Origin of the sequence: Streptomyces sp. DvalAA-14 (genome assembly GCF_900091855.1) — a bacterium.
In the GTDB taxonomy this organism is placed as follows: Bacteria; Actinomycetota; Actinomycetes; order Streptomycetales; family Streptomycetaceae; genus Actinacidiphila.
The window spans coordinates 1-23,820 of record NZ_FMCH01000265.1; the positions used below are offsets into that span (position 1 = coordinate 1).

19 protein-coding genes, 2 pseudogenes and 1 CRISPR repeat array are annotated in these 23,820 nt (G+C 69.3%); of the genes and pseudogenes, 5 read left to right on the forward strand and 16 right to left on the reverse strand.

Features of this window, described 5'->3' with window-relative positions:
* Window positions 1–204: a CRISPR direct-repeat array (repeat unit 21 nt; unit sequence CCCCGCGGGTGCGGGGAGCAG).
* 106 nt (window positions 205–310) lie between these two features.
* The gene (locus tag GA0115240_RS13575) at window positions 311–1,192 is read right to left on the reverse strand and encodes an aminoglycoside phosphotransferase family protein (RefSeq protein WP_093736933.1); all 882 of its coding nucleotides are present in this window, start codon (window positions 1,190–1,192) and stop codon (window positions 311–313) included.
* Complete coding sequence (locus GA0115240_RS13580) at window positions 1,189–2,592, reverse strand: helix-turn-helix domain-containing protein (protein ID WP_202451336.1); 1,404 nt, start codon at window positions 2,590–2,592, stop codon at window positions 1,189–1,191. Before GA0115240_RS13580 ends, GA0115240_RS13575 begins: the two co-directional genes overlap by 4 nt.
* A gap of 161 nt (window positions 2,593–2,753) precedes the next feature.
* Between GA0115240_RS13580 and GA0115240_RS13585 the strand changes: the two genes are divergently transcribed.
* Window positions 2,754–3,221 carry an ATP-binding protein gene (locus GA0115240_RS13585; RefSeq protein ID WP_093736935.1) on the forward strand — a complete coding sequence of 156 codons (468 nt, stop codon included), beginning with the start codon at window positions 2,754–2,756 and terminating at the stop codon, window positions 3,219–3,221.
* A gap of 1,095 nt (window positions 3,222–4,316) precedes the next feature.
* Here GA0115240_RS13585 and cas2e read toward each other — a convergent pair.
* The 10 genes and pseudogenes from cas2e to GA0115240_RS13635 form a co-directional block, all read right to left on the reverse strand.
* Window positions 4,317–4,673, reverse strand: a complete 357-nt coding sequence (gene cas2e / locus GA0115240_RS13590; protein ID WP_093736936.1) for a type I-E CRISPR-associated endoribonuclease Cas2e — start codon at window positions 4,671–4,673, stop codon at window positions 4,317–4,319.
* Entirely contained in the window at window positions 4,670–5,677 is a 1,008-nt protein-coding gene (gene cas1e / locus GA0115240_RS13595; RefSeq protein ID WP_093736937.1) for a type I-E CRISPR-associated endonuclease Cas1e, read from the reverse strand. The genes cas2e and cas1e overlap by 4 nt, the downstream gene beginning before the upstream one ends.
* 3 nt (window positions 5,678–5,680) lie before the next feature.
* Complete coding sequence (cas6e, locus tag GA0115240_RS13600) at window positions 5,681–6,385, reverse strand: type I-E CRISPR-associated protein Cas6/Cse3/CasE (protein WP_176725066.1); 705 nt, start codon at window positions 6,383–6,385, stop codon at window positions 5,681–5,683.
* 2 nt (window positions 6,386–6,387) lie between these two features.
* Window positions 6,388–7,119: a type I-E CRISPR-associated protein Cas5/CasD gene (cas5e, locus tag GA0115240_RS13605; RefSeq protein ID WP_093736939.1), complete on the reverse strand. Its 732-nt coding sequence runs from the start codon at window positions 7,117–7,119 to the stop codon at window positions 6,388–6,390.
* Complete coding sequence (cas7e, locus tag GA0115240_RS13610; protein WP_093736940.1) at window positions 7,116–8,336, reverse strand: type I-E CRISPR-associated protein Cas7/Cse4/CasC; 1,221 nt, start codon at window positions 8,334–8,336, stop codon at window positions 7,116–7,118. The genes cas5e and cas7e overlap by 4 nt, the downstream gene beginning before the upstream one ends.
* Window positions 8,333–9,064 carry a type I-E CRISPR-associated protein Cse2/CasB gene (gene casB / locus GA0115240_RS13615; RefSeq protein WP_093736941.1) on the reverse strand — a complete coding sequence of 244 codons (732 nt, stop codon included), beginning with the start codon at window positions 9,062–9,064 and terminating at the stop codon, window positions 8,333–8,335. Before casB ends, cas7e begins: the two co-directional genes overlap by 4 nt.
* Complete coding sequence (casA, locus tag GA0115240_RS13620; protein ID WP_093736948.1) at window positions 9,061–13,632, reverse strand: type I-E CRISPR-associated protein Cse1/CasA; 4,572 nt, start codon at window positions 13,630–13,632, stop codon at window positions 9,061–9,063. Before casA ends, casB begins: the two co-directional genes overlap by 4 nt.
* Window positions 13,633–14,629: 997 nt before the next feature.
* Window positions 14,630–15,082: a DUF6228 family protein gene (locus tag GA0115240_RS13625; RefSeq protein WP_256069800.1), complete on the reverse strand. Its 453-nt coding sequence runs from the start codon at window positions 15,080–15,082 to the stop codon at window positions 14,630–14,632.
* Between the two features lie 85 nt (window positions 15,083–15,167).
* Window positions 15,168–15,356, reverse strand: coding sequence for a hypothetical protein (locus tag GA0115240_RS13630; RefSeq protein WP_093736942.1), 189 nt, complete (start codon window positions 15,354–15,356; stop codon window positions 15,168–15,170).
* A gap of 21 nt (window positions 15,357–15,377) precedes the next feature.
* Window positions 15,378–15,767, reverse strand: a pseudogene (locus GA0115240_RS13635) (RtcB family protein); the annotation flags it as partial.
* 165 nt (window positions 15,768–15,932) lie between these two features.
* Between GA0115240_RS13635 and GA0115240_RS13640 the strand changes: the two are divergent.
* A pseudogene (locus tag GA0115240_RS13640) lies at window positions 15,933–16,432 on the forward strand (hypothetical protein).
* 100 nt (window positions 16,433–16,532) lie between these two features.
* Here the strand turns inward: GA0115240_RS13640 and GA0115240_RS13645 are convergent.
* The 4 genes from GA0115240_RS13645 to GA0115240_RS13660 all read right to left on the reverse strand — a co-directional run bounded on the left by GA0115240_RS13645 (window position 16,533) and on the right by GA0115240_RS13660 (window position 19,521).
* A complete protein-coding gene (locus GA0115240_RS13645) occupies window positions 16,533–17,114 on the reverse strand; it encodes a DUF4240 domain-containing protein (protein ID WP_093736950.1) in 582 nt (193 codons plus the stop codon).
* Between the two features lie 47 nt (window positions 17,115–17,161).
* A complete protein-coding gene (locus tag GA0115240_RS13650; protein WP_093736943.1) occupies window positions 17,162–17,698 on the reverse strand; it encodes a hypothetical protein in 537 nt (178 codons plus the stop codon).
* A gap of 123 nt (window positions 17,699–17,821) precedes the next feature.
* Entirely contained in the window at window positions 17,822–18,196 is a 375-nt protein-coding gene (locus GA0115240_RS13655) for a hypothetical protein (RefSeq protein WP_237554854.1), read from the reverse strand.
* Window positions 18,197–18,327: 131 nt separating this feature from the next.
* Window positions 18,328–19,521, reverse strand: a complete 1,194-nt coding sequence (locus GA0115240_RS13660; RefSeq protein WP_093736945.1) for an RtcB family protein — start codon at window positions 19,519–19,521, stop codon at window positions 18,328–18,330.
* 293 nt (window positions 19,522–19,814) lie between these two features.
* Here GA0115240_RS13660 and GA0115240_RS13665 point away from each other — a divergent pair, with 293 nt between their 5' ends.
* The 3 genes from GA0115240_RS13665 (at window position 19,815) to GA0115240_RS13675 (ending at window position 23,733) form a co-directional block, all read left to right on the forward strand.
* Window positions 19,815–20,633 (forward strand): DUF3558 domain-containing protein, encoded by an 819-nt coding sequence (locus tag GA0115240_RS13665; protein ID WP_093736946.1) that lies wholly within the window; start codon window positions 19,815–19,817, stop codon window positions 20,631–20,633.
* Window positions 20,634–21,037: 404 nt separating this feature from the next.
* Window positions 21,038–21,889, forward strand: a complete 852-nt coding sequence (locus GA0115240_RS13670; RefSeq protein ID WP_176725067.1) for a DUF3558 domain-containing protein — start codon at window positions 21,038–21,040, stop codon at window positions 21,887–21,889.
* Window positions 21,890–22,086: 197 nt separating this feature from the next.
* Window positions 22,087–23,733, forward strand: a complete 1,647-nt coding sequence (locus tag GA0115240_RS13675) for a DUF2637 domain-containing protein (RefSeq protein ID WP_093736947.1) — start codon at window positions 22,087–22,089, stop codon at window positions 23,731–23,733.
* Window positions 23,734–23,820 lie beyond the last annotated feature (87 nt).

The following is a 23,820-nucleotide window of genomic DNA, read 5'->3' on the forward strand; positions in this document are numbered from 1 at the left end:
CCCCGCGGGTGCGGGGAGCAGCACCTTGACCGGGAAACCTCCGATCACCATGCCGGTCCATCCCCGCGGGTGCGGGGAGCAGTTGATCCCATTGGGTCGGACGGACGTTGACCCGGGTCCATCCCCGCGGGTGCGGGGAGCAGCGCTCTACGCCTACACCGACACGTCCCCCGTGGGGTCCATCCCCGCGGGTGCGGGGAGCAGTCTTGCCGACCTGCAGGCTCACCGGACGCCCGGCCCCTTTCTGACCACTTTCCAAGAAATTGACAGAAATCCCATACTCCGCAGATCTACTAAAATGGACACCCCCTCAAAGAATCCCCGTCCACTTCCAAGGCCGGGCCCCCCACCGGCCACGCAGACAGTCCACGCGGTATTGAGCTTGCCCGTGCCATTCGGGATGCGAGGCCGCGTGCTGCGCGGCGTACGTAACCATGCGCAATTCACGCGTGTGGGCGCAGAGTTCGTAGCCCGGCCAGCCAGTGACGTCGTGGCCGTAAAGAGCGCAGAATCGCGCGTACTCGTCTTCGGTCACAGCGCCGGTGGTCCTGGCGCGGACCGCGGTTGAGGTGAGGTCCCATTCCGGTGGGCCCAGGGAGAAGCGTTCGAGGTCCATCATCAAATGACTGCCCGCGACGCGGACGATGTTGCCAGGCCAGGCGTCGCCGTGGACCGCGCTCTCGGGCAGCCCGGGTGGTGACCCCGACGCCCAGCCGTCCGCCAGTTCGTCGTGCAGGGCCAGGAGCCAGCGGCGGTCGTCGTCCGAGAGGGAGGTGGCGGCGAAGAGCCGGTCCCGGATGCGCACGAGGGGATCCAGGCGGCCGATGTCGAAGTCGGGTGGCCGCAGGGCATGGAGCTCACGAAGAGCCAGGGCAACATCGGCGATCGAGCCGTGGGTGTGGGCCGGGACTTCCTCCCACAGGGTCACGACGTGCCCTGCCCTCTCCAGAGGTTGGTCGACCGGAAGGGGACGGACCGCGCGAATACCGTTGTCGGCGAGCCATCGGGCGACGCGAATCTCTCGCAGGGCGGTGGCGAGACGATCCGGTGGGGCGATCCGCACGATCACCCCGGCGACGCGCCATATCTGATTCTCGGCGATCCGTACGGGCTCGGCGCCCCGCGGATCGATACCGACCGCCACGCAGGCTTCGTCGAGAGCGGCGCGGGCGAGCTCCGACGCGTTCGTCATGACGGCAAGCCAGCGCTGATCCTTTCGCGCAACGCGAGCGCCTCCTGGACCTTCGGGTGCCGTGACGCGAAGCCTCCCAACTCGCGCAGATCCTCTGAAGCCCGGCGCGAGGTGAGTCCTCCGCCCAGATCCAGGGCGCGATGTCCGATCGCCGCGGCCTCTCGCGGATCCCCTTTGAGCATGACCAGAGCGGCCAACTTGGTGCACGAGATCGCCTTGGAGCGGACGAAGGCCGGTGCGTGACCGCGTACGACGGTGCGGAACCGCTCCGCCGCGGGCGTCGGATTGTGGCCGTCCACTCCGACCGAGAGATCCCACAGCGCATGCGCCGTGTCCCCGTTGTGCTGGGTCTCGTCGTAGTAGGCCATCCACGGCGGGTCGTTCTCGGGGCGCCGCTGGGCGAAGGCATCGTCGGCCGCGCCGACTGCGGCCAGCGTCTCCTGGACGTTGCGCAGCTTGGCGAAGGCCCTGGCCCGCGCGGTGTGCAGCATCGCTTGTTCCGACGCGGTCAGACGGTCGGATCGGACGAGACCCTTCTCCGCATTTGTCAGCCCGTCGTCACCGTCGCCGATCCAGATCGCCTGACGAGCGAGGAAGGAGTAACCCTTGGCTCGAAGGTGCCAGTGCTTGCCCTCCTCGGCGCACTCCACCGCGACTTTGAAGGCGACCCGGGCTTCCTCGTGCCGGCAGATGTCGAACTGCGAGGTGCCGGCGACGAGTCCCAGGCGGGCGACAGCAGCCAGGAAGTCCGATCGGAGCGCGGCCGGGCAATCGGCGGACAGCAGACTCACCGCCCAGCGCATGCAGTTGCCGGCCAACTCCCCGACCAGGCCACCGCTGCCATGCGCGTTGTCCCAGCCCTGCAGGCCACCGGCGATGTCGAGGAGCTGGTCGATCTCGTTGCGGGTGATCCGTTCGGGAACCGGCGGTGGCCCGACGGGCATGAGGAGACGGGTCAGCTCCAGCGGAGCGAGGGCGGCAAGGCTGCCGACAGCGAGGAAGGCGCGACGTTCCACAGGGTCAGGACTCCTGATCAGTGCAGTTGGGTCACCTGCTCCCAGCATGCGCCCCCCTTGTGTCCCGCGGGTTCGCTCACCCCGGCGAGCAGGCGTTCCGTCCGCATCAACCGGTCGTTTATCCGCATCCCCGAACGTCATCCCCCAGGCGCGGGCGAACAGCCCGTCCGTCTCGAGGACTTCGTCCAGCCTCGCCGCCAGGTCCTGCGGGCAGCGGTATTCGCCGCGTTCGACCTTCAACACCACATCGACGCTGACCTGCACATGGGCGGCCAACGCCCCAGCGGTCTTGTAGCCGCGTGCCTTGCGGCGCAGGCGGATCTCGTGGCCGAACCACGCCTCGGGGGATGCGGTCGGGTCGAGGATCCTCTCCGGCTGCGGCATACGCCCTCCTGCCTCCCGATGCGGATAGCTGCTGGTATCCGCATCGCCCTCTGCACGCTCGGCTCGCGCGCTGTCTCAATGGTTGCTGACCGCTGCTGAACCAGTACACACCGCAGCCGGGGGCCCGGGGACGGGTTTCCGGGCAACGAACTGGACTTGCCATGACGAACCTTCTTGAAGCCGCATCGCCCGACGCACGCAGCATGGCGCAGAGCGGTCCCGGACAGCTGCTGATCGAGCTGGATCTGTCGGCGAAATCCATCCACCACGCCAAGACGATCGCGATGGAGAACGTCCGTCTCTGGGGCCTGGACGAGTTGGCGCCGGACATCGGGCTCTCCGTCGCCGAGTTGCTGACCAACGTCATGCGACACGCCGCGCCGGCGGTCGAGGACGGCGGCTTGAAGGCGGGTCACTGTCTCGTCCAACGCGTAGCGGGCGGAGTGGTGGTGGTCGTCCACGACGACGATCCGGGCCTACCGCAGGAGCGGGACGCCGACCCGGACAGTGTCGACGGTCGCGGCCTCATCCTCGTCCGCGCCCTCGCCGCCAACGTGATCGTGGTGCCGAGCCCGACCGGAAAGGACATCGTCGCCGTCTTCATGTCACCGGGCCCTGCCGCTCCCTAGCCCCACGCGTGACGCCGTCCGCACAGCCCGAACAGCAGCCCCGATCAGGAGAGTTCATCGCCAGATGCGCAAGATCCCCTTCAGAAGGCTGAACACTGCCAAGCCGACCTGCCACCAGGCCGGGTTCCGCCACCAAGCTGACCCGTGGTCTCCATCGTCCTCACTCAAAGCAACCTCCGCAAAGCCTCAGACGTGGCCCTTTGCCGCACCCGATCTCTCTAACGGCCGATCCGCCTACGAGCAACGGGAACAATTAAGTGGGAGGTGCTTGTCCGAGATCTCGTGCCATCTTGGGCCCCTCGTGAACGCGGTGCGGCCCTGGATCACCAGAGGCTCGACTCAATTAGGAACTGGGTCGCCGGGGGCATGGCGTACAACGAACAGTGAGATCGCCCTCGTCCGCTCGAAATGACGCAACCCTCTGCGGCCGGTGGTGTACCGGCCGCAGAGGGTCCTTGACGAGCCGACAACGTCCCCGCGCGTGCGGGGAGCAACTCAGCCGGGCGAGAACCCCGCCCACTTAATTGGGGTCATCCCCACAGACGTAGGGAGCAGCCTATAAATCAACGAGCCGGGAGCGGAATGGGACTCATCCTCGCCGACGCGGGGAGCGGTCGTCCTGGTCCTGGCGCGAACGCATCCGCACGGGTCCCATCCCCGCGGGCGCGGGGAGCGGCTCAACCGTCCGGCCTGTCTGCTGATGAGCGGGGGTCCATCCCCGCGGGCGCGGGGAGCGGGCTCCGTGAGCTGTGGTTTTGTCAAAGGGCGACGCCTGTTTCAGCAAGGATGAGAGAAACGCACATACACCGCAAAACGACTCCGCAGCTGGCACGCTCAAAGTCGCCCATGTCACAGGCTATGCGCACGCGCACGGCCAGGCCTCTGCTCCGTCGGGCCGGGCGAGGATGACCCGACGGATGGCCGGAGCATCAGACGCTGACGGCCGGGAGATGCAGACGACAACCCTGCGGTAGCCGCCCGAGATTGGTGATCGCAGCGTGCAGTACGAAAAGGTCGTTGCGGCCCCGCCCCCGGCAACACACCTGACCGGAAGGCCGGGTGGGGGCCCCCGCACAGCAGCCCCCAGGGAAACGCTTACGGCGCCCCATTTCCGAAGCGGCGGCGCTTGGATGCCTTGCTCCAGCCTGGTGAAGGAGACTCGCTTTCGGTAGCGGAGCGCTCGGCAGGGCGAAGGATGAGAGTCAGGCCCTCGTGGTCGACAGGGTGCCATTTGTGGTCGTGCGTGCGGAAGGTGTAGCCCTGCTCGGAGTTGGTGGAGTACGCGAGCAGAGCGCGGCCGTTGCCGGCGTACTGGCGGACCTCGTCCCAGAGGGCGTCGCGAACGCGTGCGGAGGGGTTGCCCAGGAAAACGCCGGGGGAAATCTCCAGCAGCCAGCGGGTGAGGAAGCCCCGCAGGCCGACAGGGCAGTGCGTGAGGACGATGACCGTCACCAGACGACACCGTCCCGCGCCAAGGCATCCTGCACTTGGATGTCCTGGGCCTGAGCGTCCTGGCGGCGCGCGTCGTCGCCGTAGTTGCGGCCAGCTGCTACCTCCGCTCCCCGGTCGGACAGCAGTGCGACGTGGTCGCCGTCATCAGGGAGGCTGACGTCCGCAGGCGCAAGCAGCGCCTGGATGTCATTGACACACCGGTCGAGCAGACCGGTGCTGTTGATCCTGTCGCGGAGTGCTCGCCGGGTACGCGGGCCGATGTCCTCGGGGCCTTCGGCGGCCACCTCGAAAGCAATCGGGATGCCGATGTCGGTCTTGTAGAAGTCGGCGACGTCCAGGACGAAGGAGAGTTCGTGGCCCGAGTGGACGAAGCCGAGGCCCGGGCTGCAGCCCAGAGCGGCCACCACAGTTTGGGCGATCCCGTACATGCACTGGGCAGCGGCGGTCACGGCCTGGTTCGGCGCGTCCCCGGAGCCGAAGTCGCCGGGGGTGAACCGGCGCCCTCGCCAAGGGACGCCGGTGCGGGCGGCGTGCTGGGCGTAGCAGCGCTTGACGCGGTCGCCCTCGCGGCCGAGCAGTTGGCGGCGGGTGCATCCGGCGGGGTCTTCGTCGGGGAAGCGCAGGCGGTACATCGCTCGGGCCACGTCGAGCCGGGTTCGCTGGTTGGACCAGGCGACCGCCTGGGCCTCGACGAGGGTGGAGGACCGGTTCAGTGCTCTGCCGCCCGCGTAGAAACGTACGCCGTGCTCACCGACCCACACCACCACGGCGCCGCTCTCGCCCAGAACGGCCATGGCCTGATGGGTGATCCGCGTGCCCGGGCCGAGGAGCAGCGTGCCGATGGTCGCCGACGGGATGTGGGTGATGCCGTCGGCGTCTTCGGTGGTGATGGCGTTGGCGTCGCGGTGCACGACGCAGCGTTCGAGGTAGACGAAGGACAGTCGGTCGCCGACGCGGGTGAGTTGTCGGGGGCTGGTGGCTGGGCGCCGGCTGACGGTGCTCACCGGCTACTCCGCCGGAGCCAGCGTCATGAGCCCGCAGCCGTACGCCTTGGCTTTGCCCAGGCCGACGGTAAGGGTGCGGCGCAGCGCGTCGGGGTCGAGGACACGCAGCCGCCCGTCGTACGTGACGCGCGTCAGCGTCACCTTGTGCGGGCGCCCGTCGGAATCGTCCTCCTTGCCGAAGGCGAGGTCGCGCCGGTCGTGGACGACGATTTCGTGCCAGGGACCGTCGAGGCCGTCCGGTCTGGGTTCCGGCTTCTCCACGACGGCGAAGCCGGCGTCCGTCTGCCTCTTGAGCAGCCAGTCCAGTTGGTGCCGCGGCGTGACGTGGGCGGTGCGCTTCGTCGGCTCCGCGGCATGGCGCCGGATGCTGTGCACGGGGTTGGCGGTCAGCCGGAAGGCCCAGGTGTCGTTTGTGGCGAGCCGCCCGAGGAAGGGCGAGTAGGGGGCGGTCAGCCAATTGCCGGTCGTCGGCCAGCCGGCCTGTTCCACCAGATGGGTGAGGTCGGGCTGCTGCGGGCTGACGATGTAGAGCAGCACTTCGCTGCGGGACTGCTGGTCAAGGCGCCACAGCACCCTGGGGCCATCGCCCCGGTGATCGGGCTTCTCGGCGAAGGACGCCATCACGGCGGCATGCAGGCTCTGGGGCGAGTTGAGCAGCCGGCGGGCACCCATACGAGCGGTGTTGACGCGGAATCGGGTCAGAAACATCGTCAGTCTTCCAGTAGCCGCATCGGATCGTGTTTCGGCGGGACGAAGGCCCGGCGGGGAGCGCTCAGCGGATTGACGACGGCGACGGCCCGCGAATGCAGGCTGCGCAGGCCGTACCGGCGGTGGCGTGGGTCGAAGCTGATCGGCTGGTCTCGTACCGCGTCACCGGGGCCGTCGCCGGCCGGCAGGTCGGCGATCACCTCCAGTTCGACGCGGTCCTCGCGGGCCCTGCGGCGCTGGACCCAGGTGGACGCCTGCCAGGGTTCGGCTGCCAAGGCCCGCCACAGGCCGCCGCGATGGACACCGAGGTCGATCGGCCGGGAGGGCGGGCAGGAGCGGCGGCCGAGGAACGGCAGGTACGCCGGAGACCGGACCGCGGCGTACAGCGCGTCGATCAGTACCTCGTCGCCCTCGACGGCGGCGACGAAGACGGCATCGGAGAGGTAGAAGCGTTCGGAGACCGGCATGGGCTTGCCCGTGTCCCCGTGCTGCGCCGTCTGGTAGTCGCGTACCCGGGTGCCCGGCTGGTCCAGCCGGACGGCGAAGGTGAGCGCGGCCAGGTCGGCAATGTCCGAGCCACGGTCCCGGCCTTGGGCAGCGGCGAGCAGGCCCAGCACGCCGCTCTTGGTGGGTGCGCGCTCCGTCGTGCGCCGCGCGAAGCGGGACGAAGCGCCCCAGGACTGGAGCGGCCCCGCGAGGCGGAGCGTCAGGACGCTGGTGGTGCCTCCGCTCATGCCCGACGCTCCACGCTTTTCGGCGCCGACCCCTCCAGCCGGTCCGCAACCGCGGTGCCCACCGCGTCCAGCAACCCGCCGAGGGTGACCTCGGTGCCGAGGGCTGCCAGCGGTTCGGTCGCCGCACCCACCCGCAGGACCCAGGTCGGGTCGCCGGTGACCTCGTACGCCTTCTCGATGTCGGAGACGTATGCCAGCAGTTGGGAGCAGGCACCGCGCAGGTGGCCGCCGGCGTTCTGCGGGGCGAGGACGGGTTCCTCGAAGGCGGAGACAAAGCTGATCGGGCGGGCCGAGCGGAGGGTGACGACCACTGCCTCGGGCAGGGTGTGATTGCCGAAGGTATTGATCTTTCCGGTCGGCATGGAGGCGACGAAGCCCTGGAGGAAGGCCCGGACCGCCCTGCGTACCGGCTCGTCGAGGGGTTCGTCGGGGCGCAGGCCGACGCCGAGGTTGTCGCGCAGCCGGTCCACGTCGAGAGCGGCATAGCGGTAAAGGGTTGCGGAGTTGAAGTCGACCGTGCCGATCATGCCGGCACCCGACTCCTCGTCCTTCTCGTTCTTGTCGTCCACCGCGGTGTAGTAGTCCGACTCGTTCTCGACCTGGTGCACGCTGATGGCGTGGGCGACCTGGGCCGCGGCGTCGACGTTGATGTCGGCGGAGTCGGCGACCATCCGGCCGAAGAGCGCGATGTCCACCGAGTGCCGGGTGTCCGCGACCTCCCGAGCCTTGTCCTTGTTCTCCTTCACCTTCAGATACGTCTTGATGTCATCGCCCCCCGCGACTGCGAGGAGGGCCAGGCCGTCGAGTTGGCGCGAGCTGAGAAACATGAGGTAGGAGGACTCAGGAGGCGGTTCGGACTCGCCCTTCTTCTTCGCGCTCTCTGCCTTCCTGCGGGGCACCTCGATTTTGGAGCCGGTCGCGACGTGCAGCGTCTCCGCCGCCAGTGCGAGGGCCTGGGCGCCGTCCACGGAAGGATCCACGGCGGTGATCCGCTCAGCCAGCAGCTCCGCCACCCGGCGGGTGCGGACGCCGAGGTCGGCCGGGTCCAGTAAGTCCTGGAACGCCCGGCGGGTCGCCCTCTTCCACGCCTGACTGGAGACGCGGGCTCGGCGCACCCCGCCGTACACGGCGGTTTTCGGCGTTCCGGTGTCGTCGCGGTTGAGATTGCTCGGCGGCACGGTCTGCAAAACGTGCACGTCGATGATGGTGCGGCTCACGGGGCGTCGTCCTCCGGGGTGGTGGTGTCAGGGTTTTCCGGCGCGCTCTGCCCAGCCGTTGCCGCGCCGCCGTCGGATGCGGGCCGGCGGGCCGCCAGGTAGGAGCGACCCCACGAGCGTCGTACCGACTGGGGTCCGCCGGGCCGCTGCCAGGCGTAGAGCTGATCGGCGAGGAGCCCGTAATCGAGGGGGATCGCTTCGCGGCGCAGCAGCAGTACGAGGTCGCGCAGCCGTCCGGCGAGCACCGCGGGTGTGGCGGCGGTGCCGGCCCGGACGAAGCGCTTGCGCGTCGGCTCGTCGATCTCGACCCCGGGGTGCAAGCGGCGGACGGCGGCGCCCAGTTCCGGACCGGGCCTACGGTGCATACGGGCGGTGTGGTGGGACTGCTGGTGCAAGGACCACAAAGTGACTGCGGCGTGCGCCGCCTCCTCGGCCCAGCGCATCGCTTCTTCGGTGAGGTCACCGTGCTCCCACCTTTGGTACAGCGGCTCGGTGCCGGTCAGCCCCCACAGGTCGGGGGTCTCACCGGCAGGGCGGCCGATGCCGCGCCGCAGCCGGGCCAGGGAGCCGACGGCATCACTGCGGTCGTCGAGATAGCCGCGCTGCAATCTGCTGATGTGCTGGTGGACGGCGGCGCCCACCGGACCGAGGGTGGCCTGCAACGGGCCGGCCGCCGCTGCGGCGCCACTGGCACTGGCGGTATCGGCCGCGGAGAGGGTGGTGGTCATACCGGCGACTCCACTGGGGTGGGTTGAGCGGGCGGCGGCTCAGGGGCGCCGTCGGTACCGGTGGCCAGGAGCCGGTTCAGCCTGGTGCGAAAGCGCAGATCGGCCGCCGCGTCGTTCAGCCAGCGTGGTCCTCCACGGGAATCCACGACGCGTCCCTCCCATGCGGTCAGTCCGGCGTCATCCAGCAGTGCGGTCCCCAGGTCGCCCACGAGCCGGCGCAGGTCGCGCTTCCAGCGGTCACGGTGTCCGGCCGGTTCGGCGGCCGTACCGAGGTCGCGCAGCCACCGACGGTAGGGGGTGTCGAGGGTGCCGAAGCCGAGGTCGAGTGCGGCCTGCTTCCGGGGCTCGGGATCGCACCCCGAGGCCGCGGCGAGGTCGGTCGCGAGGCTGCCGAGCGCGATGACGGCTTCCTCCGCGTCCTTCAGGGCGTCCAGTGCTGTCTGTCCGCACCGCGGATCACTCTCGTGCAGGAGCACGACGGGCATGAGCACCCCGTCGTCCACCACCTCGTCGACGACCGACTGCTGGGTGCCGTACTTCGCCCCGATGATCCGGGTGCGGATCAGATGCCCGCGTGGCAGAAAGCCCTCTGTCGTCAGCCGAGCGACCCACTCCACGATCCTCGGCCTGAGGTAGTCCGCCCCGTCCTGTCGCTGCTCGCTTCCCTGCTCTCGATCGCTCAACAGTCCCCGTAGACCGCGCCACGCCATCCGCGCCGGGTCGTGTTCCCGGGGCAGGTAGACCTGCGGCTCGCCGCGCTTCTTCTCCTGTGCGGGGCTGCGACGCCAGCCCGTCATGGGCTCGTATCCCTGTTTGTTGTGCGGTTCGAGGCGGTCGCCGTAGGACAGCACCACTCCGCGCACACCGTCGGCGTCGTGGTGGAGCCGGATGCGACGGGACTGCCAGGTGTACAGGTCCCGCAGCCCGTACGGTCGCAGGGCGACGTCGTCGGCCTCGGCCGGCCCGCAGGGCTGCGCCGTTCGCCAGGCGGGCCGGTCACCGTCACCGAAACGCTGGTGCGCCGTATCTGCCGCCACGAGATTGAGCAGCAGGGTCTCGTGAAGGGTGTCCCCCTCGACCAGGACGCCGCCGAGGTTGCCCGCCCAGCCCACACCCAGTGGATAGCCCTTGCCTGCCCTCACCCGGGGATCGCCCACCGCTCCCGACTTGATGCCGGACGGGTCGAACGCCTGGGCATGTACCAGCCATCGGGCCGCCTCCGCGAAGCCGAGCCGGTCGACGCCGGGCATCCGCATACTGAAGAACGGTTCGCCGTTGGGCACGTCGGCGACAATGCGGTTGAGGGAGAAGACTTCGTCCTTGGCCGTATGCAGCCCGGCGACCTGGAAGAACGGGCGCTGCGGGTGCAGCAGATCGAAGCGGTCACGGTGGAGGTGCAGGTAGTCGGCGACCGGCGCCGCGAAGGGCGCCTCGGCCAGCCACAGCTCCTCCCATGCGTCGATGTCCGCCGGCGCCGGACCCATTTCCGGACCATCGCTCAAGGCGTCGTGGAGGATCGCCAGCAGCACGCGGACCAGGGCGAACTCCTGGGTCGGCAGATCTCCGACGAGTCGCCGAATGCCACGGGCCTGGTCGAAGACCTCCAGCAGAGAAAGTTCGCGCTCCGAACCGTCAGTGAACCGAACTGGTAACCACGAGCGGTTCGTCAGGTTGAAGGACGGCACCTCGGGCATTCGCACCGCCTCCTCCTTCCTCTTGCGCGGCTGCTTGTCCCGGCTCACCAGCAGGCCCTCTTCGGGGTCGTAAGCCAGATCCCACCCTGCCAGCCGGGTCTGACATTCCTCGTCGAGCGCGAGGATCAGCTCCCCGGCGAGCCAGTGGCTCTCCTTCTCCTGCCACGCCGGGATGTACAGCTCCTCCAGCTCAGCGAGAGCCTGATCCAGCCTCTCGGGGAAGGAGAAGTGGTACGGAAGTCGCAGTCCGCTCGCGGCGGCAGCCCGGGCGGCGCGAGCGGCCGGCACGGCGTCGGTCGGCAGCTCCAAGCCGCCAAGACCCCTGTCCAGCCAAGGCAGGGTGCACAGTGTGCCGTTGGCCCGTCGCATCACGACCAGGACTTCCAGGCTCTCCCGGCTGTCGCGGACCTGCGCACGTCCGGCCCGGCTGTCGTCCGCGTCCCCGACTCCGGCATCGATCCAGCCGATCAGCGGTCGACCCGCCTTGCGCACCTCGTCCAGCCGGAAGACTTCGGCCTTCTTCTGTTGCTCGACACGGGCCTGCTCGTGAAGGGCTCGGGCCGGGCCCGCGGTCTCCTCCCACTGCGGCGGACAGAGCTCATCCACGCCATAGGCGCGCTGGACCAGCGCGCTGATGTCCTCCGGCAGACGTACCGGGCGGCCCGGGCGGCCGGACCTGCCCAGATGAGGGGCGAGGACGGCGAGGGAACGCAGCAGCGGGTACAAGCCGTAGATCGTCCTCGATCCACGCACCGGCGTGGGGACGGGCTCTGTCAGCCAGTCGACGCCGGTCACCAGACAGCGAGGCTGTCGCAGGCGAGGCGGGCGGTCGCCCTGCTGCTCGCCTCGCGGGTGGCGGTGCAGCCGACCCATCCGCTGCAGCAGCAGATCGACCGGGCACAGGTCGGTCACCAACAGATCGAAGTCCACATCCAGTGACTGTTCGGCGACCTGGCTGGCGACCACAATATGCGCCCTCGCTGGACGGTGCGGTGACTTACCGTCGCGGCCGGGGGGTCCAAAACGGGTCAGCAGTGAAGCGTCCTTGCGGGCGCGGTCGAGATCGATAAAGCGAGCGTGGGCGACAGTGACGTGCTCGGCACCGAACCTTTCCCTAAGGACGGCCGCCGTGTCCGTCACCCGGTCGACGGTGTTGCGGACGACCAACGCGCAACCACCGTCCGCCAATTCCTGGGCCAGGCGGTCGGCGAGCACTGTCTCGTCGTCCGCCAGTTGCTCCACTTGCACATCCGTACGGCGGCCGGAGGCAGGGGGCGACGCCGTTTCGGGGTCACCATCGTGCGTCACTGCCGTCAGGAGCGGATAACCAGCGGCGCTCGCGACTCCATTGGCGCCCTTGGCGGTGTACGCCTCAGCCAACTCCTGCCGCCTACGGGCGGGAAGAGTCGCCGACAGCACCACGACGGGAACCCGGTACGCACCCAGCCAGGACAGCACGCGGTCGAGGTAGGTGTTCATATAGGCGTCGTAGGCGTGCACTTCGTCGATGACAATGACCTTGCCGGCCATGGCCAGATGCCTCAAAGCCAGATGGCGGCTCTTGAGGCCGGTCATCAGCAGCTGGTCGATCGTGCCGACAGCGAAGGACGCGAGGAGTCCCTTCTTCCGCCCGCGTAACCACTGATGCGCGATGACGTCAGCCGAGGCGAGCTTTTGGGCAGAGCCAGCCTTCCTAGTCGTCATGGCCGGGCGTTCGTCATCGCCGTACGCGTCCACAGCGGCGATGGTGCGGTGGCTGTCCCGCATCAGGACGGCGTAATCCTCCTGGAGCGCGGCCTTGGCGTGGGCCAGCAGAACCGAGCGCTCGCCGGTGGGGGAGGACGGGGACGCGCGGGGGTTCTCGGACACCGAGGTCGGAAGGCGGTCGAGCCAGCTCAGCAGCCGCGGGAACATGGCGTTGCTCGTCGCCATCGTCGGCAGCGCGATGTAGCACCCACCGGCACCAGAGCGGGCGGCGAACACCTCCGCCACCGCGAGCGCCGCCTCGGTCTTCCCCTCCCCCATCGGCGCCTCGATGATCAGCATTCCCGGCTGCGCCATGCTGCGGGCCATGGCCACGGCCTGCTCCTGCACGGGCCGCACCGACGCACCGGGCGGCAGCGCGAAGCGCGCGGCGAACAACTCGGCCACGTCTGCGGCCGGTTCAGCAGGTGACCAAGGCGGCGGCAACCGTAGTCCTTGCCACGCCGCAGCAACCCGTTCGGCTTCGCCGAGGGGGCGATCCTCGGGGAAATACGGGAAGAGGTCCGGGTTGCTGGCGATCCAGTCGCACACGATGACGATGGCTGTGAGCAGCACCTGGACCGGTTGGGGCAGCTTTACCTTCTGCCAGTCGGCGAGTCGATCGTCCGCACCGAAAGCTTGGGCGCAGGCGTCCAGCAATTCGATCTGCACACGCTGCCACACGGCCTCCGCCGGTCCCGGCGTTCGCAGCAGCTCAGGATGTGCATCCAGGTTGTGGATCTGGGTGTGATCCGGCGGCACCCCGTGATGACCCCCGGCCATGACCGCGAACTGCGCCGACGCTCTGCGCGTCCACCCGCGCCGCTCCTCCAGCCAGTCCTGCAGCAGCACTTGGCCGGCAAGCCCGTGCGGCGCCATCCGACGGTCGTCGCCGAACTGCTTCCGGGTGCGCATTCCGAGGCCGGCGCCGCTCATCACGTGGGCCAGTTCCTCCACTTGGCAAGCGAAAGCCGGCGTGCACTTCCCGATGTCGTGGGTCCCCGCCAGCCATACGGCGAGCCGCCGCCCGTCGTTGTCTCCCCCGGGTAGCGGTTCCGCAATCAGTCCTTTCACGTTGCGCGGCAGCCACTGGTCCCACAGCAGCCCGGCCACGGCGGCGCTGTCCGCCATGTGGCGCCACAGCGGCAGCCACTTCTCCGTGGTCCGGTCGTGCTTCGCCCACACGGTCCTGGCAGCTCCCACCAGGCGATCGCCGAGGTTTGCGGGCTCGTTCCTGTCGTCGCGCACGGCGGTCATTCAACACGGCCCGAGGGCATGGCAGGGCAACTTCCGCGAAACGATCAAATTATGGCAAATTTGGGCAGGGTTGACCAGGCATGGGCGGTGGGCGGCCGCGTTGCGCAGGATGGCGCCGGGAGCAGTCGCTGCGCACCTCCGCTGGCTCGCAAAGGTGGGTCCATCCCGCGGGTGCGGGGAGCAGCCGTCCTTGGACCGCATCGCCTCGCCGAGCTTGGGTCCATCCCCGCGGGTGCGGGGAGCAGTCTTGGTGACCTGCAGATTTTCAAGCACGGGAAGCTATCTTGAACCAGCTGCCAAGAAAGCGACAAATAGGGTAAAGCCCGCGCGCAATGAAGCCCAGACCCTCCCATAGGACAGAGTACGGCCACCAATAAACACTCCCTGGCCTCCACAAGTGAGGATGAGGGCCCACAGGGCTCGGCACAGCCCGAAATACCGCCCCATGCTTCAGCTAACCCGAAAGCGACAATGGGCACGCCGCCCCACTTCCGCACCACGCACGGCGGTGCGGGGCGGTCAACCCCGGTCATCAAAGTTGCTGGCTCCGTCGGCTCTTACGAAGGGGAGGCTTCGCGAACCAGCACGGACGTCAGCAAGGCCCCGTGATTCCCAAGCCCAGAGTCGATTCCTGGTTCGCGAATCTGCCAGATTGACTTCATGAACCGGTTACGACACCGCGCGTACAGATGGGTAACCCCTGCCAGTCCTGTATCCCACCCTGGATCAGTATCTGCAGACGTTCCTTACCCTCAAACCTGACCCGCGAGCAGGCGCAGTCCGCCAGTCGCCGCCACCCCTTGGCCGTCTTCCAAGGTGCAGCCGGCCCAGACGTGCCCTTCAAGGACCCATGCCACCCGCAGGCCGATCGTCACCGCTGCGCTCCGGCAAGGAAGCGTCGGACCTCGGATGCCAAGGCGCCCATCCCCTCGCCTGCCTCCAGCCAGGTCGTGACCGACGCAATCCATCCGCCAGCGGCCGTCGGCCAGGGTCGCAAGGTCCAGGTCAAGCCGACGTAACCGCCCGACCGGAAAACCGCCGAGACGGCCAGATCCCTGTCGTCGGTGTGCCAGATCCGCTCGCCGTCCCAGCCTCGGAAATCCGCCGCCAGTTCATCCAGGAAAGAAGCCAGATCGTCGTCCCAGATCCAGGCGACGACCTCGTTGCCCCGCGCAGCAAGACCGGGAGCCGTCAGCTCGAAGGCGTAGTGCACGGAGTCCTGGTCGAAGCTGAACCGGTCGCAGAACCGCGCTGAGACCGACGGATTGTCCTGGCAGCGGACGGTCACGTCGGACTCGTCGACATCGCTGGTCAGGGAACTCACGCGAGAGACGCTAAGCGGGCGCGTGTCGACCCGTCCACTGGATTGAGGGGCCCGACGGCGAGCCGACCCAACACGTCGGACCCGCCTATCGTTTCAGTGCCCGGTACCGCTTGAGCAGGGCCGTGAGTTGCTGCGGGTCGGCGGCGCCGTTCAGCTCTGCGACGAGATCGTCGGGACACAGCTCGTAGAGGTCTCCCCACCAGCGCCGGCCCCTGTTGTCCCAGACCCGGTAGCCGCCCGGGACACCCCGGGCCACGTAACGCCGCCGGCTCACAGCACCGCCCCACCCTCCGACTCAGCCCTTGACGCAGACGACCTGCTTCAGCTTGGCCACCACCTCGACCAGGTCCTTCTGCTGCTCGATCACCTTGCCGATCGCCTTGTACGCCCCCGGGATCTCGTCCACCACGCCGGAGTCCTTCCGGCATTCGACGCCCCGGGTCTGCTCCTCGAGGTCGCGGACGCCGAACTTCCGCTTGGCCGCGGAGCGGGACATCTTGCGGCCGGCGCCGTGCGATGCCGAGTTGAAGGACGCCGTATTGCCCAGGCCGCGGACGATGTAGGACTCGGTGCCCATGGAGCCGGGAATGATCCCCAGCTCCCCCGAGCCCGCGCTGATCGCACCCTTGCGGGTCACCAGCAGGTCCATGTCCTCGTAGCGCTCCTCCGAGACGTAGTTGTGGTGTCTGCACTTCACGGCCCCATCGGGGAGCGTTCGCTGCCGCATACTCGCTCGCCGCGTTGAAGATGCCGCCGCAATCCCCGCACTCCGTGTTACCGAGCGGAGAGTTGGTGGAGAGCGGTTGAAATTGGGATGGGCTGGTCCGCCACTCGGTTGCATACTCTCCTGATGGCCTCGCTCTCCGGTCGGTTCCGGGATCCGCGCAGCACCGAGTACGACTTCATCTGTTTGATCCTCGTGCGTTGCCCGAACTGCGCGAAAGTCGCCCACGTTGTGCCATCGCCCGAAGGGGCTGCGGGTGCACGACCGACATTCTGGACGCCGCGGCGTCTGATTTGCCGAAGTTGCGGACGATCACGGGTGTCGAGCGGCGGTCGCGTTTCGTTCTCCCGGGGCACGGCTCAGCCCGCGACGGATCCCTACTTCGGCGTGCCGCTTTGGCTACAGCTTGAAACCCTCATGGATGGCTCTGGGCGTACAACCTGGAGCATCTCGATCTGCTTCGGCGGTTCGTCGAAGCGCCGCTACGCGAACGAGCGCCCTGGTACGACACCGGGCAGAAAATGACTTTGGTGGCCCGCCTGCCGCTTTGGATCAAGAGCGCGAAGAACCGGGACGAGATCCTGCGCGCCATTACGCGCATCAGCACATCACTTGTCTCTGCCTGAGCCTGTACCCGATACGCCGCCGCCCGTGACCGCTGGTCAACTGCGGAGCGTCATCGAGCTCCTGGTCACGGCCGAGCACTGGCAGGGATTCACGCAGACGTCACACCACGCCCGAGGGCTGGATCTGCCGGTGCGGGAGATACAGCGCAGCGAGCCTCGGCAGCCGGCGACGCATCTGCTCGGCGTCGTCGAAATCGAAGTCCTCGCCCATGTCCACGGCGCTCTTCTCCACGCCCTCGGAGCGCCGGTAGAGGTCCCACGCCTCGTAGAAGGCATCCCTGTCACCGCCGGACAGACGCGCGAACGCCCCACTGGCGGCGTAGAGGGCATCCTCATCGAACACCACGCCCTCGCCATACAGCCCGACTCCCCCGATGACCGCCGGGTGATCCGCAAGGTCGTCGGGGCGCCGCGTGACTGTCTCGAACCAGTCACGGCCCAAGGCGATCAGACCGGCACGAAAATCCATGAAGCTGTCGTCCGAACAGCCGCCGCCGATGAGGTACGCCGCAGCCCAGACGTCCCAGCGGTAGACGGCGTCCATCAGCTCGTCGAACCGTTCCTGGAACTCCAGGATCTCCCCCCTCGAACGCCTGGCCAATCGGTCCGCCAACGCCTCGTCGAACGGCTTGCCCTCTTCGCGTGCCGACTCGATGACCGCCCAGAACTCTTCCGTCCCCATGGCGGCCACTCTCCCATCGGGCACCGACAGCCGGACCGTCTGCAGGGCTACGACGGTTCTGGGTCTGTGACCTGGTCGATATTCCAACCAGCTGGTAGGTCCGCGTCGCAGAAGACGCAAACGAAGTGCTCCTCCCGGACGATATTGTGCTCCTGACACCTCGGACAGCGCCGGAAGACCACCTCGTGTGTGAAGACCTCCGGGTGCCGCAGTCCAAGCAGGTCCAGCGCATCCGCCACCGCCGGCCACGAGGCGACATCGGGGCAGTAGCCGGTCGACTGGTTGCTGATCTCAGCGACTGCCCACTCTCCGGCCCTGCGCGCGAAGGCGATCTCGCCCGCACTCAAGACAGGTTCGCCGCCCGCACACGCCACGTGTTCGCTCCGGCGCGGAGCCAGCCGCAGCATGCCGTCGAGACCGATCACGAAGGTGAACGGCTCCCTCAGCTCCTCCTCGGTCCGAACCGCCAGCCAGGCAGCGAGATCGCTTCCCGTGCGAATCCCTACGGCCGCGCCTTCCGCCCGAGCGGCAGCGCTGAGATCCGCGGGCCCCACGTACCGGAAGCACCGTCTCGACGTGTTCATCTCAGCCAGCTCCGGCCGTTACCGGCGCCGCCCCAGGTTGCACCGGCACCAGCCGCGCGGACGGTCGCACAGAGGTCTTCGTCCAGGTCGGGCACGTCGCCGCTCTCCGTCATCGTCCCCATCTCAGTTGTCGAACCAGACCACGAGCCGCACATTGTCGTCGCCGTGCAGTGAGGCCAGTGTCTCCATGGCCGTCCAGACCGGCTGCCACTCTCCGCCCGGCTGGACGGCGTCCCTGCGGCGGATCTTCTGCGCGCGGAAGACCGTGTCGCCGACGGTCCACTCGGTCCCCTCGGGCCAGCCCTCAACCGGATCACTGATCGAGTCCGGTGTCCCGAGGGCTTCCGCATGCCCGGCGTCCCAGACGGCCTTACCCACGTAGCGCAGCCCGTCGGCGGTTCGCTGGTAGCGGTGCACCCGCCGGTCGATGGTCTCGGCCGGCTCGTCCCAGTCGACCCGCTTCACCTCGGCCCACGTGATCCACGTGGCTCCGAACACCTCACCAGGCCACCGCCCGAACTCCGCGCGAACGGTCTCGGACGCGTCAGTGGGCAGACCACGCTCCGCGGCGAGCGGTCGGAGCCGCGTGCCGACTCCTGGCACGCGGCCCCGTCCTGCCCAGACGACCATCAGCCCTTGACGCAGACGACCTGCTTCAGCTTGGCGACCACCTCGACCAGGTCCTTCTGCTGCTCGATCACCTTGCCGATCGCCTTGTAGGCCCCCGGGATCTCGTCCACCACGCCGGAGTCCTTCCGGCATTCGACGCCCCGGGTCTGCTCCTCGAGGTCGCGGACGCCGAACTTCCGCTTGGCCGCGGAGCGGGACATCTTGCGGCCGGCGCCGTGCGAGGCCGAGTTGAAGGACGCCGTATTGCCCAGGCCGCGGACGATGTAGGACTCGGTGCCCATGGAGCCGGGAATGATCCCCAGCTCCCCCGAGCCCGCGCTGATCGCACCCTTGCGGGTCACCAGCAGGTCCATGTCCTCGTAGCGCTCCTCCGAGACGTAGTTGTGGTGGCAGGAGATGACGGGGTCAAAGGTCGGGCGGGCCTTGGGGAGTTCGCGGCGGACCACGTTCTGGAGCAGGGCCATCATGATGGCGCGGTTGTGCTTGGCGTACTCCTGGGCCCAGAAAAGGTCGTTGCGGTAGGCCGCCATCTGCGGGGTGTCGGAGATGAACACGGCCAGGTCGCGGTCGACCAGACCCTGGTTGTGGGGGAGCTTCTGGGCCTGGCCGATGTGGTGGTCGGCGAGTTCCTTGCCGATGTTGCGGGAGCCGGAGTGGAGCATCAGCCAGACGGAGTCCTCGGTGTCGAGGCAGACCTCCACGAAGTGGTTGCCGGAACCGAGGGTGCCCATTTGCTTCGCGGCGCGCTCCTCGCGGAACCGCACCGGCTGGGCGAGGTCGTCGAAGCGGGACCAGAAGTCGGACCAGGCGCCGGTCGGGAAGCCGTGCAGGCGGCCGGGGTCCACCGGGTCGTCGTGCAGGCCGCGGCCGACCGGAATGGCCTGCTCGATCTTGCCGCGGAGCCGGGACAGGTCGCCCGGGAGGTCGTCGGCGCGCAGCGAGGTCTTGACCGCGCTCATGCCGCAGCCGATGTCGACGCCGACCGCGGCCGGGCAGACCGCGCCGTGCATGGCGATGACCGAGCCGACCGTGGCGCCCTTACCGTAGTGGACGTCCGGCATGACGGCCAGGCCCTTGATCCAGGGCAGCGACGAGACATTGCGGAGCTGCCGCATCGCCTCGCCCTCGACGGTGGCCGGGTCGGCCCACATCCGGATCGGTACCCGGACGCCGGGTACCTCGGTGTACGACATGACCAACCCCCCGAAGATCTGATGAACGCGAGAAACGTGATGTGCGCCGCGCTGGCGGCCGGACGTACCGAGCCGGCGACGGCCCGCTCACCCGTTAATCCGCCCCGGCGGGCGGTTTCCCCGTGCCGTGCGGTAGACATTGTGTCCAGGGCTCGCTCACGCGCGCCAAGGGTTTACCGCCGGTCTGCCACGTCCGGGTGAATCCGGCCCATGAGCAGGCAAAGCACAGGACGAGGAAGGGGCCCGCCCCAGTGCGGTCTACGCGAAGGCTGCCCGTCTCCGCGGGTGCGGCGGTGGGCGTCGTCGCGCTCACCCTGGCCGCTCTCGGCGCCTGCACGGGCGGCGGCGCGGACCACAGTCCGGTGACCGACAGCAAGTCCGCCGCGGTCGACGGCGCCACCGCCTCCCCGCTCCCCCCCGGCAAGTACCAGACGCTGCCCCAGCCCTGCAGCGCGGTGGACGCGGACGCGTTGAAGAAGCTCGTCCCCGGCGCGACGGACTACGCGGGCAAGGAGTCCCTGACCTACGACACCGACCGCCGGGTCGGCTGCATGTGGCAGGCGGCCACCGCCCAGGGCGTCTCCCACAAGCTGAGCATCGACGTGGAACGCGTGGTGTCGTACGACCCGGCGATCAGCGACGAGGAGCAGGCCCAGAAGGACTTCGACCAGCGGGCGGCGGCGGCCTCGATCCAGCTGACGCCCACCGGCACGCCCAGCGGGACGACGAGCCCGCCGGCGGTCGGCGGCACCTCGGCGGACACGCTCAGCGGAGCGAGCACGGGGCCGGGGGCGGGGTCGGGGTCGAGCAGCGACGGATCCAGCACCGGGACCGGCAGCGACGGTAGCAATCCGGACGTCCGGCCGCGCGAACTCCCGAACATCGGCGACGCCGCCTTCATCAACGACGTGCTGCACGCCCCGGCGAGCCCGGCCACCACGGCGAGCGGACCCAGCCGGGACGTGACGCTGGTCTTCCGCACCGCGAACGTGGTGGTGAGCATCACCTACGTCCAGTCCTCGCCCCGGGGCGGCGACGACCCGGACAGCGCCGACCTGCAAAAAGGCGCCCAACAGGTGGCGGGGCAGTTGGAGAGCAGGATCGAGCACTAGGCCGTGTCTGACAAATAGCGCCGTCCGCCCGCAGGGCGGGGCCCCGCGGCGTCTGGTGCGTGCGATCGCAAGGCGGTGGGGGCACCTCCCAGCGATAGCTGGGGGAGGGTGTCCTCGTAGTGGGCTACTCGGACGACCCCGACAACGCAGCGAGCGCGCATGCCAGGCGTCGCGGGGCAGGCGGGATTTGTCAGACACGGCCTAGGCCCGGACAGGGCCCAGGACGTGCCGGGGGCCGTCCTCGCGCGGAGCCGCCGGGGGGACCCCGTAGGGTGGATGGCCAGTCGTACGACCGGGGCGTGGCGGGACACCGGTCCGGACCCGTACGCCACCCCCGTACGGCGGGCCCGCAGGCCGGACCGTACGCCGCCGAGCAGAATCCGAGCAAAGGACCACCGGGACCCATGGAACGACGTCGACGCACCGCCCCGCGCCTGGCCGGGCTGCTGGCCTGTGCGGCCGTGCCCGCGATGCTGCTCGCCGGATGCTCTTCCGGCTCGGGCTCCGCCTCCGACAGCGGCGCGAAGGACGGGGGCGGTGATTCCGCCGGCAGCGCGCCGGGCACGACCGCTCCCGCGGTCGCCCCCGCGAGGTTCAGCGCCCTGCCGGCCTCCTGCAAGACGGTGACGAAGGCCACCGTGACCGCCCTGGTGCCCAAGGCGAAGTCCTCCGGCGGCACCGAGAGCCAGTCCTCCGACGCCGGCCTGCGCGGCGGCTGCTCCTGGACCGGCAACGGCAAGGACGGCTACCAGTACCGCTGGCTCTCGGTCACCTTGCAGCGCTTCACCTCCTCCGCGGAGTTGGGCGGCGCCCAGGACCAGGCCGAGAAGCGGTACGCCGATCAGCTCGCCCAACTCGGCGCGGCCAAGGGCTTCACCACCTCCGCGGTGGCGGGCGTGGGCGACCAGGCCAGTGCGGTCAGCGGCCGGGCCACCGTCGCCCATGTCACCTCGCAGAACGCCACGGTGGTGACCCGTACCGGCAACGTGGTGCTGATCGTCGAGCTCGACGGCGCGGGTTTCGAGGGCAAGAAGAACCCGACCGCGCACACCATCACCAGCGGGGCGGAGCGGGCCGCGAAGGACGCGGTGGCGTCGGTCCAGGCGGCCAACCCGGGCGCGCCGGCCGGCGCGAGCGGCTCGGCCGGCTCCGGCAGTTCGGGCACGCCGGGCACGTCGGGCGCGTCCCCGACCGGTTCGGCCAAGGGCGGCGCCCCCAAGGCCACCGCGAGCGGCTCCGGCGGTCTGTCCGGATAGCGCGCGCGGCGCCGGACAGAACCGTCCAGGCGCCCCGGGAAACCTGCAACACATAAATAACTGCCGGGACTTCCGGCCCTCCCATCCGCTATCCGTACATATGTCCGACGAACAGGTGCCCACGGCTTCACCGCCGTATGGCAGTCTGGGGCAGCCAGTTACGGGGGACAGGAGCAGAGCGGCAGGAGGGGTCGCGGGTGGCCGCGATACGTTTGACCCGGACGCACCGGATATTGGTCGCCATCGTCATCACCGGCGCGGTGATCATCGCGGGAATCGGCTTCGCCGGTTCCTACGCCGCCGTGCGCACGCTCGCGCTGCACAAGGGGTTCGGCTGGTTCGCGAACGTCTTCCCGATCGGTGTCGACGCCGGCATCGTCGTGCTGCTCGCGCTCGACCTGCTGCTGACCTGGCTGCGCATCCCGTTCCCGCTGCTGCGGCAGACCGCGTGGCTGCTGACCGCGGCCACCATCGCCTTCAACGGCGCCGCCGCCTGGCCGGACCCGCTCGGCGTCGGCATGCACGCGATCATCCCGGTGCTGTTCGTGGTCTCGGTCGAGGCCGCCCGGCACGCGATCGGCCGCATCGCCGACATCACGGCCGACAAGCACATGGAAGGCGTCCGCCTCACCCGCTGGCTGCTGGCCCCGGTGCCGACCTTCAAGCTGTGGCGGCGGATGAAGCTGTGGGAACTGCGGTCGTACGAGGAGGTCATCCGGCGCGAGCAGGACCGGCTGGTCTACCGGGCACGGCTGCGGGCGCGGTACGGCGTCGGCTGGCGCCGCAAGGCCCCGATCGAGGCGATCATGCCGCTGCGGCTGGCCAAGTACGGGGTGCCGCTGTCGGAGACCGCGGACGCGGGGCTCGAGGCGGCGGGGATCGAAATAGGTTCGCCGATACGGCAGTTGGAGGCCGGGTTCGCCTCGGACGGGGAGCCGGCGCGCGAGGAGCAGGCGGAGTCGGCCGCAGCGGCCGCACCGATCGCACCGGTCGCACCGGCCGGCCTGGTGAAGGGGGCGCCCGGGGCCGCGCCCGCGGCCGCTCCGGTGCCGGAGCCCGAATCGGCTCCGGTGCCCACGCACCAGCAGGGCTACGACCCCGCGTTCCTCCAGCAACAGCAGGCCTACGAGCAGCAGTTGTTCGAACGCCGGCTTTTCGAGCAGCAGCAGTACGAGCAGCAGCCGCCGTACGAGGAAGCCGGGCAGGACGTCAGCCCGTGGTTCGCGGCCCAGCAGATGCAGCAGGCCCAGGCGCAGGCGCAGTCCCATCCGTACTACCCGCAGGGGCAGTTCGAGTCGGAGCCGGAGCCGCAGGCGTTTCGGCAGCAACCGCAGCCGCAACCGCAGCAGGTGCGCCAGCAACAGCCGCAGCGCCAGGAGTCGTTGCGGGTGCCGGCCGGCCCCAACCGGACCCGCCCGCTGGGCGCCGTCGGCACCAACGGCGCCAACGGCACCGCCCAGAACGGCTTCAACGGCCGCTCCGCCCAGGAGTTCCGCGAGCCCCCGCAGGCCGCTCAGGCCGCCTACCCGCAGCAGCAGTACCAGCAGCCGGCCCAGCCCGAACCCGCGGCGGACTCCGCCGACCCGGCCTACCCCGAGATCGAGACGTACCCGGTGGCCGGCCTCCAACTCCCTGACGGCATGCCCCCGTCCGAGGCGTACTTCGGCGTCTACCGCCGCCACATCCAGAGCACCGGCGAACACCCGAACAACGCCCGGGTCCTCGCCCGCATCCTGGAAAACGAGTTCGGCGGCAGCGCCCCCGAGCAACGCGAACTGATAGGCGCCATCCGCGCGTTGCGCACCCGCTACCAGTCCGAGCAGGAAACCGAACACATCCCGTAGCCGACCGGGAATCACCACGGGTCCGGCCGACCCCTCGCCCGGCGGAAGCCCGCCCGCAGCAAAGCCTCCGGCACCGGCGCACCCGAA